Origin of the sequence: Rhodococcus sp. NPDC006774 (assembly GCF_040636045.1) — a bacterium.
Lineage (GTDB): Bacteria > Actinomycetota > Actinomycetes > Mycobacteriales > Mycobacteriaceae > Rhodococcoides.
In genome coordinates this window covers 31,186-47,000 of sequence record NZ_JBEYIW010000022.1, presented here as the reverse complement: position 1 = coordinate 47,000, position 15,815 = coordinate 31,186, and the positions used below count along the sequence as shown (strand labels likewise).

16 protein-coding genes are annotated in these 15,815 nt (G+C 65.2%); 6 read left to right on the top strand and 10 right to left on the bottom strand.

Going from position 1 to position 15,815, the window contains the following annotated elements:
* Window positions 1-15: 15 nt before the first annotated feature.
* Window positions 16-807 (top strand): YoaK family protein, encoded by a 792-nt coding sequence (locus ABZ677_RS23605; protein ID WP_358373820.1) that lies wholly within the window; start codon window positions 16-18, stop codon window positions 805-807.
* On the opposite strand, the gene ABZ677_RS23600 is transcribed toward ABZ677_RS23605, so the two are convergent.
* The 3 genes from ABZ677_RS23600 to ABZ677_RS23590 are packed head-to-tail and all read right to left on the bottom strand — an operon-like array spanning window position 723 to window position 3,870.
* A complete protein-coding gene (locus tag ABZ677_RS23600; protein ID WP_037190680.1) occupies window positions 723-2,408 on the bottom strand; it encodes an NAD(P)/FAD-dependent oxidoreductase in 1,686 nt (561 codons plus the stop codon). The genes ABZ677_RS23605 and ABZ677_RS23600 overlap by 85 nt on opposite strands.
* The gene (locus ABZ677_RS23595; RefSeq protein ID WP_037190679.1) at window positions 2,405-3,241 is read right to left on the bottom strand and encodes a carbon-nitrogen hydrolase family protein; all 837 of its coding nucleotides are present in this window, start codon (window positions 3,239-3,241) and stop codon (window positions 2,405-2,407) included. Before ABZ677_RS23595 ends, ABZ677_RS23600 begins: the two co-directional genes overlap by 4 nt.
* Window positions 3,238-3,870, bottom strand: coding sequence for an XRE family transcriptional regulator (locus tag ABZ677_RS23590; RefSeq protein WP_358373816.1), 633 nt, complete (start codon window positions 3,868-3,870; stop codon window positions 3,238-3,240). The genes ABZ677_RS23595 and ABZ677_RS23590 overlap by 4 nt, the downstream gene beginning before the upstream one ends.
* A 115-nt stretch (window positions 3,871-3,985) precedes the next feature.
* Between ABZ677_RS23590 and speB the strand changes: the two genes are divergently transcribed.
* Window positions 3,986-4,945 carry an agmatinase gene (gene speB, locus ABZ677_RS23585; protein WP_037190678.1) on the top strand — a complete coding sequence of 320 codons (960 nt, stop codon included), beginning with the start codon at window positions 3,986-3,988 and terminating at the stop codon, window positions 4,943-4,945.
* 10 nt (window positions 4,946-4,955) lie between these two features.
* On the opposite strand, the gene ABZ677_RS23580 is transcribed toward speB, so the two are convergent.
* The 7 genes from ABZ677_RS23580 to ABZ677_RS23550 all read right to left on the bottom strand — a co-directional run bounded on the left by ABZ677_RS23580 (window position 4,956) and on the right by ABZ677_RS23550 (window position 12,380).
* Window positions 4,956-5,855, bottom strand: coding sequence for a universal stress protein (locus ABZ677_RS23580; RefSeq protein WP_358373813.1), 900 nt, complete (start codon window positions 5,853-5,855; stop codon window positions 4,956-4,958).
* Window positions 5,852-7,294, bottom strand: a complete 1,443-nt coding sequence (locus tag ABZ677_RS23575) for an amino acid permease (RefSeq protein ID WP_094633789.1) — start codon at window positions 7,292-7,294, stop codon at window positions 5,852-5,854. The genes ABZ677_RS23580 and ABZ677_RS23575 overlap by 4 nt, the downstream gene beginning before the upstream one ends.
* A 123-nt stretch (window positions 7,295-7,417) precedes the next feature.
* Window positions 7,418-8,053, bottom strand: coding sequence for an ATP-binding cassette domain-containing protein (locus tag ABZ677_RS23570; RefSeq protein ID WP_094739565.1), 636 nt, complete (start codon window positions 8,051-8,053; stop codon window positions 7,418-7,420).
* Window positions 8,050-8,961, bottom strand: a complete 912-nt coding sequence (locus ABZ677_RS23565; protein WP_358373809.1) for an ABC transporter ATP-binding protein — start codon at window positions 8,959-8,961, stop codon at window positions 8,050-8,052. The genes ABZ677_RS23570 and ABZ677_RS23565 overlap by 4 nt, the downstream gene beginning before the upstream one ends.
* Window positions 8,958-9,776, bottom strand: coding sequence for an ABC transporter permease (locus tag ABZ677_RS23560; protein WP_358373806.1), 819 nt, complete (start codon window positions 9,774-9,776; stop codon window positions 8,958-8,960). The genes ABZ677_RS23565 and ABZ677_RS23560 overlap by 4 nt, the downstream gene beginning before the upstream one ends.
* A complete protein-coding gene (locus tag ABZ677_RS23555) occupies window positions 9,769-10,722 on the bottom strand; it encodes an ABC transporter permease (RefSeq protein ID WP_358373874.1) in 954 nt (317 codons plus the stop codon). The genes ABZ677_RS23560 and ABZ677_RS23555 overlap by 8 nt, the downstream gene beginning before the upstream one ends.
* Before the next feature lie 44 nt (window positions 10,723-10,766).
* Window positions 10,767-12,380, bottom strand: a complete 1,614-nt coding sequence (locus ABZ677_RS23550; RefSeq protein WP_358373803.1) for an ABC transporter substrate-binding protein — start codon at window positions 12,378-12,380, stop codon at window positions 10,767-10,769.
* Window positions 12,381-12,492: 112 nt separating this feature from the next.
* Between ABZ677_RS23550 and ABZ677_RS23545 the strand changes: the two genes are divergently transcribed.
* The 4 genes from ABZ677_RS23545 (at window position 12,493) to ABZ677_RS23530 (ending at window position 15,780) form a co-directional block, all read left to right on the top strand.
* Window positions 12,493-13,707, top strand: a complete 1,215-nt coding sequence (locus ABZ677_RS23545) for a helix-turn-helix domain-containing protein (protein WP_358373801.1) — start codon at window positions 12,493-12,495, stop codon at window positions 13,705-13,707.
* Window positions 13,708-13,934: 227 nt separating this feature from the next.
* Complete coding sequence (locus tag ABZ677_RS23540; RefSeq protein ID WP_170945704.1) at window positions 13,935-14,087, top strand: hypothetical protein; 153 nt, start codon at window positions 13,935-13,937, stop codon at window positions 14,085-14,087.
* Window positions 14,084-15,151 carry a TerC family protein gene (locus ABZ677_RS23535; protein ID WP_037190659.1) on the top strand — a complete coding sequence of 356 codons (1,068 nt, stop codon included), beginning with the start codon at window positions 14,084-14,086 and terminating at the stop codon, window positions 15,149-15,151. Before ABZ677_RS23540 ends, ABZ677_RS23535 begins: the two co-directional genes overlap by 4 nt.
* Before the next feature lie 80 nt (window positions 15,152-15,231).
* On the top strand, window positions 15,232-15,780 hold the full coding sequence (locus ABZ677_RS23530) for a DNA starvation/stationary phase protection protein (RefSeq protein ID WP_037190670.1): 549 nt from the start codon (window positions 15,232-15,234) through the stop codon (window positions 15,778-15,780).
* Window positions 15,781-15,815: the final 35 nt, after the last annotated feature.

The following is a 15,815-nucleotide window of genomic DNA, read 5'->3' as shown; positions in this document are numbered from 1 at the left end:
TGTCAGGATTTCCCGATGACCACGCCTCGTCCCGAACCCCATACCGCCGTCGCCACTGCGAAGTCGGTTCGGCTCGGAGTACTGCTGGCGGCAGTCGGTGGATTCCTCGACGCGTACACCTACATCACCCGTGGCGGAGTGTTCGCCGGCGCGCAGACCGGCAACGTGGTGCTGCTCGGCGTCGATGTCGCCGGCGGCCGCTGGGTCGAGGCACTGGCGTTCCTACCCCCGTTGGCGGCCTTCGTCCTGGGCGTCGCGACCGCGGAGTTCATCGCGCTGCCCGCGGTTGCGAAGATCGTGCGACGACCGGTGCGTGCAGTGCTGGTGTTCGAGATCCTCGTGGTCCTCGTCGTCGGATTTCTGCCGGCGACCGTGCCCGATGCGGTGGTCTCGGTGATCCTCGCTCACGTTGCAGGCGTGCAGGTGACCACCTTTCGCGTGCTGGTGGATTCGCCGTTCAACACCACCATGACGACCGGCAATCTCCGCAGTATGGCGATGGCTGCATTCCATCGAGTGGTCGAACACGATCTGGAGGCCGGCACCCGCGCCCGACGGTTCGGCGCGGTGATCTCGGGATTCTTCGGCGGGGCGCTGCTCGGCGCAGTCGCGGTCGAGCTGTTCGGGCTACGGGCGATCTGGGTGGTTGCCGTGATGCTGACCATCGCTCTGGCACTGTTCGTGTTCGACGAGCGCACACCCAGGTCGTTGGCCCCGAAAGGTCAGTCGCCCAACCGAAGCGGAGCAATCGACTCGAACACATCGCCCGGTCCCGGGTTGCCTTCTGCCGACGAACCGCCCAAGTGATGCACGACGCCCCACACCGCATTCAGCGCGGTGTGGATGGCACCCTCGGCCCAGCCCGCGGTCCACGAGATGTCGTCACCGGCGAGAAAGATTCCTCGATGCCTGGGGTCGAGCTGGTGCTGGACGAAGTGGGTGAACAGTCTTTCCTGGTAGCGGTAGTGGCCCGGCAGATTGGCTTTGAAGGCACCCATGAAATCGCGTTCGGTTTCCCAGGACAGTGTCACCGGGGTCGAGATGATGTGGCTGCGGAAGTCGACGCCGGGATAGATCTCCTCCAGTGAGCGCAGCATGATGTTCATGCGCTCGGTCGGGTCGAGGGCCAGCAGTTTGAGCGAATCGTCGGACCACGTGTAGGACAGGCAGATCAGCCCGGGCTTGCCCTCGCCCTGGTCGAGTAGGTAGGTGCCGCGACTCATTCGATCGGTCAGCGTCATGCTGACCAGGTCTCGACCGGTGACCGGATCCTTGTCCTTCCAGAACGGCCGATCGACGAGTGCGAACACTTTGGTCGACCCCATGTAGTGGGTGCGTTCGATGGCGGTCCAGTGGTCGATGGGGAACAGATCGTCGTCACATCTGATGTTGCTGAGCAACATCCAACTCTGTGCGGTCACCACGGCGGCAGCGTAGGTGCGGATGTTGCCGCGGTCGTCGTGAATCGTGGTGCCGCCGTCTGTGCGCCTGATCTCGGTAACTCGCGACATCGTGGTGCCGCCGTTCAGCGAGGCCACCGAGGTACCCGCGGGCCAGTGCGCCATGGTCGCGGGCGGGTCGGTCCACAGCCGCAGCGGCAGTTGCTGTGATCCGCCGACGATTCCGCGATGGTGATCGTCCGCTGCGGTGATGACGACACGAAGGATCTCGAGAATGGAGTTGGGATAATCGGTGTCCCATCCGCCCGTTCCGAAGCCGACCTGGCCGAACAACTCTCGCATTCGGAACGACGAGAAGTGCTCGGACGCAGCAAGAAATCCGTAGAAGGTCTGATCGTCGAACTTCACGATCAGCTCGTTCCAGATTCGCTTGATCGTCTCCACGTCCCGCCTGCGGATGGCACGTTGCAGCGGAATCAGTTCGGCGTGATCCTCGAGCGTCCTGTTCCACGCCTCGGCCACCTCGGCGAAGATCGGCGGAAGGTCGTCGAGTTTCTGCGCGTAGTGACTCTCGCCCTTCAGATCGATCACCGTACTCGGGGTCACCTCGGCCAGCGGGTTCGGAAACGGCGTCGTTTCGAGCCCGACGGCGTCGAGGTAGTGGAACAGCGCGGTCGACGACGGCGGAAACCGCATCGCGCCCATCTCTGCCACCACACCCGGGTGCCCGTCGAACGGCACCGAACGCATGCGCCCGCCGATCCGATCGGACTCGTACACAACGGGTTTCAGCCCGAGTTCGAGCAGCTCGCGCGCAACGACCATACCCGCGAGACCACCCCCGATCACCGCGACCTCGGTACCGAGGGCAGCGTCGGGAACGCTGCCGAGGCCGGCCGGGTGCGCCAGGTAATCGTCGTAGGCGAACGGGAAGTCCGGACCGAACATCGTGAGCGGCTGATCGTCCTCGGATTCGATTGCGCTGTCCGGGGTGACGGGTGTGGTCATCGGTCGGTCTCCTGCTCGGCCCGCGAGGGTCCTGTCGGGTAGAGGTCGGTTCGGCGATCGGCCAGGTGGGTGTTGACGGCGCGTGATCGTTGGAGTTCGGCCGGATCCAGATCCACCGTCAGCAACTGTTCGTGCGCGCCTGCACGCGCGAGGTCGGTGCCTCCCGGCGCGACGGCGCAGGTCAGTCCGCAGTAGGTCAGACTCGTCTCCGTGCCACAGCGGTTGACGTAGGTGAGGAACAGCTGGCTCTCGTACGCCCGAGTCGGGACGACGTGGGTTGCGATGATCTCGAACGGGGTCATCAGGCCGGTCGGGACGATGAGCCACTGCGTTCCGGCGTCGGCGTGCGCGCGAACGGTTTCCGGAAATTCGACGTCGTAGCAGGTGAGCAGGCCGCACCGCAGTCCACCGAAGTCGAACTGCACCAACAGTTCCGGCCCGGGAGTGAAGTGAGCGCGATCGAGTTCACCGAACAGGTGGGTCTTGCGGTAGCGCGCCACCGACCGACCGGATGCATCGACCACCTGCACCGCATTGAACACCGCCTCGCCACCGAGCTTCGAATGACTGCGTTCGGGATATCCGTAGACGATTGCGACGCGGCGAGATCGAGCAATTGCGGACACCTTCTCGAAGATCGGACCGTCGAACGGTTCGGCTCGTTCGAGCACCAGATCGCCGATGTCGTACCCGCTGACCGACATCTCCGGAGTCACCAGGATGGACGCGCCGGCCGCGGCCGCGCTCCTCGCTGCGTCGTCGAGTGCGGCGAGGTTCGCGTCGACATCGCCGGCGTTCTCCGGCCCTTGGAACAGCGACACGGTGACGGTCATTGCGGCAACTCCTGTTTCCTCTTCGGCAACTCCTCGGGTAGTGCGGGTGCCAACACCCACAGGACCTGAGCACCGCCCCTGCCTTCGGCTCGAAAACTGTGCCTGCGACGCGGCGAGAAGGTGAACGCATCTCCAGGACCGAGCAGCACCTCGTCGCCCGCGAACGTACCGTCCGCTTCGGCCTCGAAGCTCACCCGCAACTCACCCGTGATCACGTGTACGAACGTGACGTCGAGCGGGAGGCTGTACGCCTCGGCTCCACTCCCGCCGCCGGCGTCGATGCGGCTCAGCAGCACCTGCACCCGACGCTCCCCCACCGGTGTCAGCAGGTACTCGGTCATCGACTCTCCGCCGAACATGATGCGCGGCAACGACTGCGCCCGAACCACCTCGCCGGACGGGGCGTCGTCGAACAGGGAGCCGACCGGAAGCTCCAAAGCGGCACAGACCTTGACCAGCGACGCCACCGACGCATTGACCTGGTCGCGTTCGAGCTTGGACAGATACCCCTTGGTCACTCCACAGGTGTCGGCGAGTGCATCGAGCGTCAGTCGCTTCTTCTGCCGCGCCTCCTTGAGCCGCGCACCGATACGCGGCGCATCACCGACGACCGCGGTAGCTACCGACACCGCTCCACCTTTCAGGAAACACGTGTTGACAAGACCGGGCATCAGCGTAACGCTTGGCGGGCGACATGGTCGACCCCACGGTGACCGGTCACCTCGACTTCGGAAGGAATTCTCGATGAACCCGAGCAATCCCGAGCACGGACCGATCGGCCCGGTCGACGCCACGAAGGTGCCCCGGTACGCCGAGCCGACCACCTTCGCACGGCTGCCCAGGCTCGACGAGGTGTCTCGCGCCGACGTGACCATCCTCGGCGTCCCGTTCGATTCCGGAGTGAGCTACCGGCCCGGCGCACGCTTCGGCCCGGGACACATCAGGGCAGCGTCGAAACTGTTGCGGCCCTACAACCCAGCGCTGCAGGTCTCTCCCTTCGCCCGCCAACAGGTGGCGGATTTCGGTGACATCGGCGTCAATCCGTTCGACATCACCGAGGCACTGACCACGGTGCACGACGCGGTGACGGACCTGCGCGCCGACGGTTCGTCGGTTCTCACCCTCGGCGGCGACCACACCATCGCACTACCCATCCTGCGTTCGCTCGCGCGCGATCACGGGCCGATCGCGGTGCTGCACTTCGACGCGCACCTCGACACATGGGACACGTACTTCGGTGCTCCCTACACACACGGCACCCCGTTCCGACGAGCGAGCGAAGAGGGTCTGATCGATCTGGAACGCTCACAGCACATCGGCATTCGCGGCCCGCTCTACAGCGAGCAGGACCTCGAGGACGATCGTGTGCTCGGCTTCCAGGTGATTCGGTCCGACGACTACGAGGTCGACGGCGTGGCCAGCATCGTCGAACGGATGCGCCGACGTCTCGACGGCGGCCCGGTCTACGTCTCGGTCGACATCGACGTTCTCGACCCGGCACATGCGCCGGGTACCGGCACTCCCGAGGCCGGTGGCATGACGTCCCGAGAGTTGCTCAACACCCTGCGCGGACTCGTCGGCCTGAACGTGGTCGGTGCCGACATCGTCGAGGTGGCACCCGCCTACGATCACGCCGAGATCACCGGAATCGCGGCGGCACATGTTGCCTACGAGCTGTTGTCGGTGCTGGCCCTCAACCGATGACTCGCCCGCATCACCGCCGTGGCAACACCAGGATCGGCACCGGTGAGTGCCGGATGATCTTGGTCGCCCGCGACCCGAGGAACACTCGGGCTATCGGCCCCAGTGGCCCGGACGATCCGATGGCCAGCACTTCGCCGTCCTGCCAGTGAACTTCGTCGAGAGCCTCGCGCCAGCTACTTGCCATGGCCAGTTCGGTTGTCACCTGGTCGGCCGGAAGCCCTACTGCGACTGCGTCGTCCATCGCTGCGGTCAAGGCCTCGCTCAACCCGACGGCGAGTTCGGTGGCGACGTCGTCCTCGACGCGTAGGCCGACTTCGGGCGGATACATCGTCGCCCCGCGGACGACGAACGACGCGAGGCGGAGCGGAATGCCCGCGTCTCGGGCGAGTTCGGCGGTCGGGCCCACGACGCGCGAGGCCTCGCTGTCACCGGAGAACGCGCACGTGATCCGGGTCAAAGTGGCGCGTTCGCGCATCCGATAGCCGCGGGGAGCGAGCGCCACGGTCACCGGGGACGAATGCAGCAGCTTGTCTGCCGTCGACCCGACGACCACCTGCCCCAGAGCGCCGTCGCCCGAGGACCCGAGAACCAGTACCGAGGCCGAGATGCTCTCGGCCGCCTCGGTCAACGCCGTCGACACCGAGCGGTGTGCGAATCGGTGGAACGACGCGGTGATGTCGGGTGCTCGATCTTCGAGGTAGTGGCGCGCTTTCGCCTCCGACTCGGCTGCGGTCGTCGCAGCCCAGTCGGCGAACTCCGCATCGACCCGTGCCATCGACGGAGTCGACCACGGCTTGGGAACCACCGTCGCCACATCGATGTCGGTGCCCGACGACCGAGCGAGCTGGGCACCGAGATCGAGGGCACCGACGCTGCCTTTCCCCGGTGCGAAAGCGATCAGGACGCTCATCGTGCGCCCTGCTCTTCACCACGCAGCGTCGAGTGGTGCCGACCCCAGAAGTAGTAGAACGTCAACACCACCGCGAGCCAGAGCCCGAACCAGAACCACGTGGTCCAGTGCAGTCCGGACAGGATGTACAGGCACGCGAGGACCGACAGCACCGGAGTCACCGGGTATCCCGGAACCTTGAACGGCCGTTCGAGATCGGGCATCGAGCGGCGCAGCACGATCACTCCGATGGACACGACGATGAACGCGACGAGGGTGCCGATCGACACCAGGTCCGCCAGCTTGTCGAGCGGAATGAACGCGGCGAGGATCGAGATCACGACGGCGACGACGATCGTGTTGTTGACCGGCGTGTGCGTACGAGGACTGACCTTCGCAAAAGCTTTGGGCAACATGCCGTCCCGACCCATGGCGAACAGGATGCGAGTCTGTCCGTACATCGTCACCAGGGTCACCGAGAAGATGGAGATGACCGCACCTGCGGCCAGAATCGTTGCCGGCCAGGCTTGCCCGGTCACGTTGCGCAGGATCTCCGCCAGCCCGGCTTCCTCCTGGCCGGCGAAGTCGGTCCAGGGCTGAGTCCCCAGGGCGGCCACGGCCACGACGAGATAGAAGACGATGACGACGATCAGTGCCGCAATGATGGCTCGCGGCATGGTCTTCTGCGGATCTTTCACCTCGTCGCCCGCGGTGGACACCGCGTCGAGTCCGATGAACGAGAAGAAGATCGTGCCCGCGGCAGCCGTCACACCTGCTGCGCCCAAGGGCATGAAGTCGGAGAAATTGCCGGAGTCGAAGGCAGTGAACCCGACGATCGCGAACAGAGCCAGCACACCGAGTTTGATGACGACCATGACGGCATTGACGGCCGCCGACTCGCTCGCACCGCGAATGAGCAGAACTGCGCACAGCACGATCAGCACAACCGCAGGCAGATTCATGATGCCGGGGTCGGCGTCACCGGGCGCAGCGGACAACGCATGCGGGATGGTGAAGCCGAAGAGGTTGTTCAACAGCTCGTTGAGGTACCCGCTCCACCCGACGGCGACAGCAGCGCTGGACACTCCGTACTCGAGCAACAGGCATGCGGCGACGCCCATCGCGACCACCTCGCCCATCGTCACGTACGCGTAGGAATAGGTAGAGCCCGAAACCGGCACCGCCGATGCCATTTCGGCGTAACAGATGGCGGCGAGCCCGGCCGCGATACCCGCGGCCAGGAACGAGAGCACCACTGCGGGACCGGCTTCGGGAACCGCGAGCGACAGGACGAAGAAGATGCCGGTACCGATGGTGGCACCGACGCCGAACATCGTCAGTTGGAAGGTGCCGATGGTCCGTTCCAGTCCGCCACTGCTCTGCTGGTCCGGATCCACGATCGGCTTCTTACGAAGCAGTTGCGATCGCAGACTCGATGCAGGTCTGTTCGACGAGGTCATGTAGGCGACTCCCAACCTGGAGAGAAACTCTCGAATCAACCGGTTCGGCTGATTCTGCTCCCCGATCGAGTGATTCGCACACCGAACCGACTCGCACATTTCCGCGAGCACTCCAGGTCGTTCTCAGCTCAGGTGGTGCACCGACGAGCACAGTGCGTCCAACAGATCCGCGTCGTGGCTGATCACGAGGACACCGACCCCCGAATCGACGGCCTGACGCTGCAGCACCCTCGCAATCGACGCCGTCGTCGCCGCGTCGAGCATCGACGTCACCTCGTCGCAGATCAGATAGCGCGGCCGTTGGGCCAACGCCCGTGCGACACAGGCGCGCTGCAGTTGCCCATCGCTGACCTGGTGCGGCCGACGGGTCAGCAGATCGGCGGTCAGACCCACCTGCTCTGCCAGATCCGCGACATCGACGGTGCGCCCGGCGATGACCCCCGGTTGCTCGATGATCGATCGCAGGGTCATCCGTGGATCGGTCGCCTGCCGCGGAGACTGGAACAGCAACGCGATCCGTGCACGCGAGCTCGCGGGTACCGAATATCCGACGCCTCGCACGGCGGTTCCGTCGAGCAGCACCGTTCCGGTGTGGGGTTTCTGCAGCAACGCAAGCACTCTCGCGAGGGTTGTCTTTCCGCTACCGGACGGGCCGGTCAGTCCCGTGATCGTTCCCGGCTCGACAGAGACGGTGACCTCCGTCAACACATCACAGCCACCTGGGTAGCCGGCGCTCACGGCCACCGCATCGAGGCTCATCGGTGCACTCTCGTTCGGTACGACCGCGCGCCGACCGTCACCATTTCCGTGGGTCCACCGGACTGTGAAGACAGTGGACGGCGGAGGTGGTAGACGCATTCGTCGGGTAGGTCCGTCAACTCGGGCGGCGATCCCGGTAGTGGAGTCATCCCTCGGGACGGCAGCGCGCCCAGCAGGTCCCGGGTGTACTCGTGCAGCGGTTCCTCGAGCACCGACGCGGCAGGGCCCGTTTCCATGATTCGTGAGGCGTACATGACGGCGATGCGGTCGGCGACTTTCGTCCTGATCAACGACGACAGGTCGTGGGTGATCAGCAGTACGGCTGCGCCGTCGTCGGCGGCCGCCCGCAGCAGGGCGAGCACGTGGTCGGCCGCGGCGCGGTCGAGGTTCGAGGTGGGTTCGTCTGCGACGATCACCGTGGGATCCGCGGCCAGCGCTCCGGCGAGAGCGACCCGCTGCGCCATTCCGCCGGAGAGTTGATGCGGGTAGCGATCGAGGTGTGTCGGAGCAAGCCCCACCCGCTCCGCCAGCCGATCGGGCGTGGACGAGGCTCCGTGTGCGGCGATCGTTTCGTCGAGTTGCGATCGGGCGGTACGGGTGGGCGTGAGATGCGTTGCCGCAGACTGGGGAATCAGCGCGACGTCCCTGCCCCGAAACCCTGCCGCTCTCGTCACGTCGAATTCTCGCTCCGCGGTGGTGACCACGACCGACCCGCTCACGGTTGTCCCGACCGGCAACATCGCCATCACCGTCGCCGCGAGAATCGACTTGCCACAGCCCGACTCGCCGACCAGTGCGGTCACCGTCCCGGCCGGTACCTCGAGATCGACATCGGAGGCAGCGTGCACCCACCGTCGACCGATCGGAATGCGGACGGACAGGCGTCGGACGGACAGGCCACGAGTCACAGGCGAAGCTCCGACGGCCGCGCCGGCGTCACCCGCGCCCGTAGTGCCGAGCCCAGTACGGCCACGGACAGCGTGGCGACGAGCAGGATCGCGGCGGGGAACACCAAGGTCCACCAACTCCCCAGCAGCAGTGAACTGCGGGCTTCCTCGAGCAGAGTACCCAGGCTCGGCTCGTGCGGAGGCAGGCCGAACCCCAGGAAGGACAGCGTCGATTCGTGCCATACCGCGTGTGGGAGCAACAGGACGACGGCGATCATGGCCTGGGGCAACACAGCGGGAACGAAGTGTCGAGTCGCCACGTGAAACCGACTGGCTCCGGCCACGATTGCCACGTCGACGAACGCGCGCTCGCGCAGCCGAAGGATCTCCGATCGCACGATGCGAGCCACCTGCGTCCAGTGTGTCAATGCGATCGACGCCACGATGGCGACGACGCTACCGCGAAACATCGCCACGATCACGATGCCGAGCAGCAGGTGGGGCAACGCGTTGACGGCGTCGGTGCTGCGCATGACGATTCGATCGACCCGCCCACCCCACACCCCCGCGGCCAGACCGACGACGCAGCCGAGGACCGTCGCCAGTACCGCGCAGGCCACCGCGACGAGCAACGATGTGCCGATCGCCGATGCACTGCGCACGAACAGGTCTCGGCCGGCCGAGTCGGTGCCGAACGGATGCTGCGCCGAAGGGGCGAGTCTCGCCGAAGAGAAGTCGACGACCCGATCGTCCACCCCCGCGAAGATGGGGACGAAGATCGCGTACACGGCCAGAGCGGCGAGGGCCCCGCTCGCGATCGCCGTTCGCCTATCCATCCGCGCGCACCCGAGGGTCCAGCCGCACGACCAGTACATCGGCGAGCAGCGAGCCGAGCATGACGGCAACGGTGGTCCCGAGAGTCAGGACGGCCAGCAACGGCATGTCCAGATCTCGCGCCGACTGCACGACAGCTCCTGCGACCCCCGGCCACCCGAATATCTCTTCCACCAGTACTGCCCCGACGACCAACTCGGGCAATCGAACTCCGACGACGTTGACGAAGGGGGCCGATGCGGCAGGCACGATGTGTCGGCGAGTGATCTGCGCGGTGGGGATGCCGCGAGCTACCGCACCGGCCACGAAGTCCTCACCTCGTGCCGAGACGATCGACTCGCGAACCGACAGCAGCAGCCACGGAACCTGTGAGAGGGCCAGAACCGATGCAGGAAGCAGTAGATGGCGGAGCACTCCGCCGACGGTGGGATCGCTGCCACCGTCGGAGATTCCGGCCACGGGCAACCACCCGAGACCGAGCGAGAACACGGCGATCGCGGCGAGCGAGAGCACGAACGGCGGCACCCCCTGGACGGTGATGCATGCAGTGCCGACGAAGCGGTCCAACCGGCCACCGGCACGGATGCCGGCAACGATGCCGACCGTGAAGGCAATCGCAACTGCAGCCGTCAGCGCGACTCCCGCCAACAACATCGTCCACGGAATACGTTCGACGAGAACCTGACTCACCGGTTGTCCATAGGATCGCGACTGCCCGAGGTCTCCTGTGACGACACCCTGCAACCACTGCCAGTAGGCGACGAACCACGGCCGATCGAGGCCGAGGGCAGCCGTCATCGATGCCTTGTCCGCCTCTGTCGTCGTCGTGTATCGGGTTCCGAGGTAGCCGACGAGTGGATCGAACGGGGATACCGCTGCGGCGGCGAAGAGACCGAGCGAGACGACGCCGCACACCGGAATCAGCAGCATCAGTCGACGGCGAACCATCACGCCGATGCCGCGCGAGGTCGTGAAGTGCCGCTGATCGACGGTCACGAAGAGCGAGTCCACGTCTGCAACGACCACCACGGACCCCACGTGACGCCGTGGGAATGCGGCTCGAGCACCGGTCCGGACATCGTCCAGTCCGAATCCTTGGATACGTAGGTGTGATCGAGAAAGACGAGGAAGACGTATCCCGGATCGGCCACGTAGGCGCGCTGCATCTCCCGATACGCCTCCGCGCGCACCGCGGGATCGAGGCTGCGCCTGCCGGTGTCCAGGGCGGCGTCGACCGTCGGGTTCGAGTAGTCGGCCGCGTTGTCGTAGATACTTCCGACGCCCGGCGCGACGAACGACGAGTCGAGTGCGCGATAGGCCTGAGTATCGGCATCGTAGGGCTCTTCTCCACCGCCGAGCAGCGTGGAATCGACGCCGATTCTGGGGTCGATCCGGTCCCAGGACAACGCTTCGAGGGTGACCTCGACCCCCACCGCCACCGCCACCGCATCGGACGCGAAGGCCTGGGCCAGATCTCGCCGTACGGTATCGGTCGAGTTGTACATCACGGTGATCTCCGCGCGCTGCCCACCACGCGCGCGAATGCCATCGGGACCGGGGAGCCAGCCGCCGTCGGACAGTATCTGCCGGGCAGCGGCCGGGTCGTACTCGAACACCGCAGTCGGCTCGTAGGACTCGCCGAACACGGACGGTACGGGGGTGGCCGCCGGTCGGCCGTATCCGCCGAGGACCCCGTCGATCATCGCCTGTCGATTCACGGCGAGATTGAGGGCGAGCCGCATGTCTCGGTTTCCGGTGACCGGTGAGTTCGTCGGTAACGACACACCCCGCCAATCCGCGGAGACGTTGGACGACAACGTCATACCTTCACGTCCGTCCAGACTCTGCGACAGAAGCGGCGGCAGGTTCGTCCCGTCGATGTCGCCTGCCGCCATCCGCTGGGCTCTGGTGTTGTCGTCCGGGACGTACAGCAGGGTGAGTTTCTTCACCTTGGGCGCTCCGCCCCAGTAGTTTTCGTTGGCCTCGAATTCCGCTCGATCCGGTGACAGATCGACCAGGACGTAGGGGCCGGTTCCGACAGGAGCGCGGTTGAGTGGCGATTCGGCGGCGAGCCCGGGCTCCGCGACGGCCTCCGACGGGACGATTCCGATGAGCAACTTCGTCGGAAACGGCGCGTACGAGTACGCAAGTCGAAATTCGACGGTCGAATCGTCGATCGCGACGACGTCGTCGATCATGTCGAACGACGACCGCGCCTCCGACGCCGAAGCCGGATCCAGAATCGCCTCGTAGGTCGCGACGACGTCTGCTGCGTCGAACGTGGACCCATCGGAGAAGACCACTCCATCGCGAAGCGTAGCAGTCCATACCGTGGCTTCGTCGTTGGCCGTCGGAACCTCGACTGCGAGTGCGGGTTCGAGCGGTGGCAGACCGTCGCCGCCGCCGATGCGCAACAACCCGTCGTACATTTTCGCCTCGCCGGCAGCGCCGTACCCAGCGACCGGGTTGTACCCGCCGAGTTCGTAGCCGTCGGCCAACACGAGTCCGTCCGAGGATGCGAGTCCCGATTGCGACGGTGCCGAGCACGCAGTCGAGAACAGCGCACACGAGATCGCGACGATGGCTGTCGAGCCGAGCTTGATCATCTACCTGTCTAAGTCGAACGTCGAGTCGAGCGCAACGATGCTTCCACACCCGTGTAACCGATCGGTTTCGGCGGCTTACCATGATGGGAGTCGACGAGGAGCAAGACACCACATGGCCACACAGCGGGACGCGGTACCGCTCGACACGGTCGCCGCGCTCGCCGCGTCGGACGCAGGCGGACTCGACGTCGAGTTACTGGGCAGCTTTCTGCACGTTCTCACCGACGCGGTGGATGCGGGCGTCCCCCTCAGACGCAAGCAGCTACGCGAATTTCGTGCGCAGGGCGATGCCGCGGCGCGGGCGGGAGTCGCATTGCGCGCCTTGCTCGATCTGTATCTGAGCTCCGCGTGGCGGTTGTGGCGCGAGCTGCCCGCCGTCGCCGCGGCCGCCGAGGATCCCTCCGGCGTCGTCACCGCGGGCGAAGTGATGCTGCGTGCGGTCGACGACGCGGTGGCCGAACTGGCCGAGGGCTATCAGCTCGCGCGTCGCACTCTCGTGCGCGCCGAGGTGCTCGCCCGACGCGAATTCGTCGACGATCTGCTCTCGGGCACCTCCGATGTGGCCGGGGTGCTCGGGCGTGCACAGGCCTTCGGGCTGGACCTGTCGAGTCCACATGCGGTGGCCGTCGTGACCTCGACCACTCCGTTCACCGACGCCAGCTCCGCGATCGGCCTCGTCGAGCGCACCGTGCAGGGGAGCAAGGGCGATGCCGAACTACTCGTCGCGACCAAGCAGGACCGTTTGATCCTCGTGTTTCCGGCACCCGACCTGGACGCCGTCGACCACGTACTGACCCGGGTGGGACGCGCCCTCGGCACGCCCGCCCTCGCGTCGAACGAATCGGTCGATCTCCGCCGGGCGGGCGAGTACGGCCGGACACAGATCGGGGTCGGCCGCGCTCGAGGTGGAGCTGTCGGTGTTGCGGCGTCCTACCGAGAAGCGCTCGACGCACTCGAACTGGCCTCGGCACTCGGGCTCGACGCACCCGTTGTCGACGCCCGCGATCTGCTCGTCTATCGGGTGCTGATCAGTGATCGCGCGGCTATCGCCGACCTGGTGGACACGTTGCTGACCCCGCTCCTGGTCGCCCGCGGTGGAGCAGGTCCCCTCCTCGAGACATTGCAGGTGTACTTCGACACCGGCGCGAACTCTGCGTCGACTGCGCGCCGCATGCACCTGTCCGTGCGCGCGGTCACCTACAGATTGTCGCGAATAAAGGATTTGACCGGGCAAGATGTGGGCAACCCCGTCGAGGCATTTGCGCTGCACACAGCGGTGCTCGGCGCAATGTTGCTCGACTGGCCGTCCACCCGTCTGTCATCTTGACCTAGCAAAGATGCTTACATTGCCGGTATCCGGCAACCAAATGCGACAGAAGATGTCCGCAAAACGACCATGCCTGCAGGAAAGTGAACAGTCACACTGGAGTAGTCGAGGTCGAAGCCGCACGAGTGGAGCCCGCGGAACGACTTGTCGAGCCGCACCGGGTCCACTCGCGGCCAGTAACACCATCGAATTCGGACGTACGAGAAACGCAAAGGAGCATGTGACAGATGTCGTTGACACAGAAGCTGACATCGTTCGCTCGCAGCCCGCAGGGCAAGAAGATGATCGATCAAGCACGTCGGTACGCGACCAAGCCCGAGAATCAGGCGAAGTTGAAGCAGCTCGGCAGCAAATTCACTAGTAGAGGTGGCCGTTCATGAACGTCGTCCCGTGGTGGGCATGGGCGGCATTCGGTGCCGTCGTCCTGATCCTGTTGGCCATCGACCTGTTGGCGCACCGCGGTGCCCACATCATCGGCTTCAAGGAAGCCGCGTGGTGGAGCGCCCTGTGGGTCGGTGTGGCCATCATCTTCGGCATCGTGGTGTTCTTCACGTTGGGAACCACGGCCGGAGTCGAATACACGACGGCTTGGTTGCTGGAGAAGAGTCTGTCCGTCGACAACCTCTTCGTCTTCGCGCTGATCTTCGGTTACTTCAAGGTTCCGCGTGAGTACCAGCACCGCGTGCTGTTCTTCGGTGTGATCGGTGCCCTGGTCTTCCGTGCGATCTTCCTGGCCGCCGGTGTGGCCATCGTCAGCAAGTTCGCTGCCGTTCTGTTCGTCTTCGCAGCCATCCTCCTCTACAGCGCTTACAAGCTGATGAAGGACGAGGACGACTCGTACGACCCGAGCACCTCGATCGCAGTTCGCCTGCTTCGCAAGATCATTCCTGTCCGCGACGAATACGAGGGCACCAAGTTCTTCGTCAAGGAAGCCGGCAAGCGGGTGGCCACGCCACTTCTCGCCGTCGTGGTGGCGATCGAAGCCGCCGACCTGGTCTTCGCGGTGGACAGCGTTCCTGCCGTTCTCGCGGTGACCGACGACCCGTTCATCGTCTACTCCTCGAACGCGTTCGCCATCCTCGGCCTTCGCGCCCTGTACTTCCTGCTCGCAGGGTTGCTCGAGAAGTTCCACTACCTGTCCAAGGGACTGGCGATCATCCTCGCCTTCATCGGCGTCAAGCTGATCCTGCAGGCCGGACACAAGGTGATCAGCACCTCGATCCCCGAGATCCCCTCGCTGGTCAGTCTGGTGGTCATCATCGTGGTCCTGGCAGGCTCGATCATCCTGAGCCTGAAGAACCCGCCGAAGGAAGACGACGAAGCAGGCAAGATCGACGAGGTCGCCGCCAACAGTCCGATCGTCGATCCGACGGATGGAACATCCACCGCCGGCACGTCGCCGACGGGAACCTCCGGTACGGATTCACCGAGACTCGACAAGTAGAAGCACCGCACGAGACATGCCCCGCCGATCTGTTCGGCGGGGCATGTTTGTGTTCCGGGGCGTTGGGGCAATCACTGATCATGGCTGAAAAGAACTCGTACACCGTTCCCGGACTCACCTCGGAAAAGGGCGCGCGCGTCGCCGAGATCTTGCAAGATCGACTGAACGCGTACAACGACCTCCATCTGACGCTCAAGCACATTCACTGGAATGTCGTCGGACCCAACTTCATCTCGGTACACGAGATGCTCGACCCGCAGGTCGAGGCTGTTCGTGGCTTCGCAGACGATGTCGCCGAGCGCATCGCGACCCTCGGATCCTCCGCCAAGGGCACACCGGGCACCATCGTCTCCGAGCGCACCTGGGACGACTACTCGATCGGTCGCGCGACGGCCATCGAGCACCTCGGAGCTCTCGACCTGGTCTACACCGGTGTCATCGAGACCACCCGCAAGAACATCGAAGAGGTCGGCGAGATCGACCCGGTGACCGAGGACATGCTCATCGGCCAGAGCGCGCAGCTCGAACTCTTCCACTGGTTCGTGCGGGCACACCTGGAGAACTCCGGTGGTCAGCTGTCCACCGCCAACGCGACCAGCGAGGTCGACGCGGCGAAGCAAGCAGGCTAGACACTCACACTCCAGCACCGACCTCGCCGTCAACC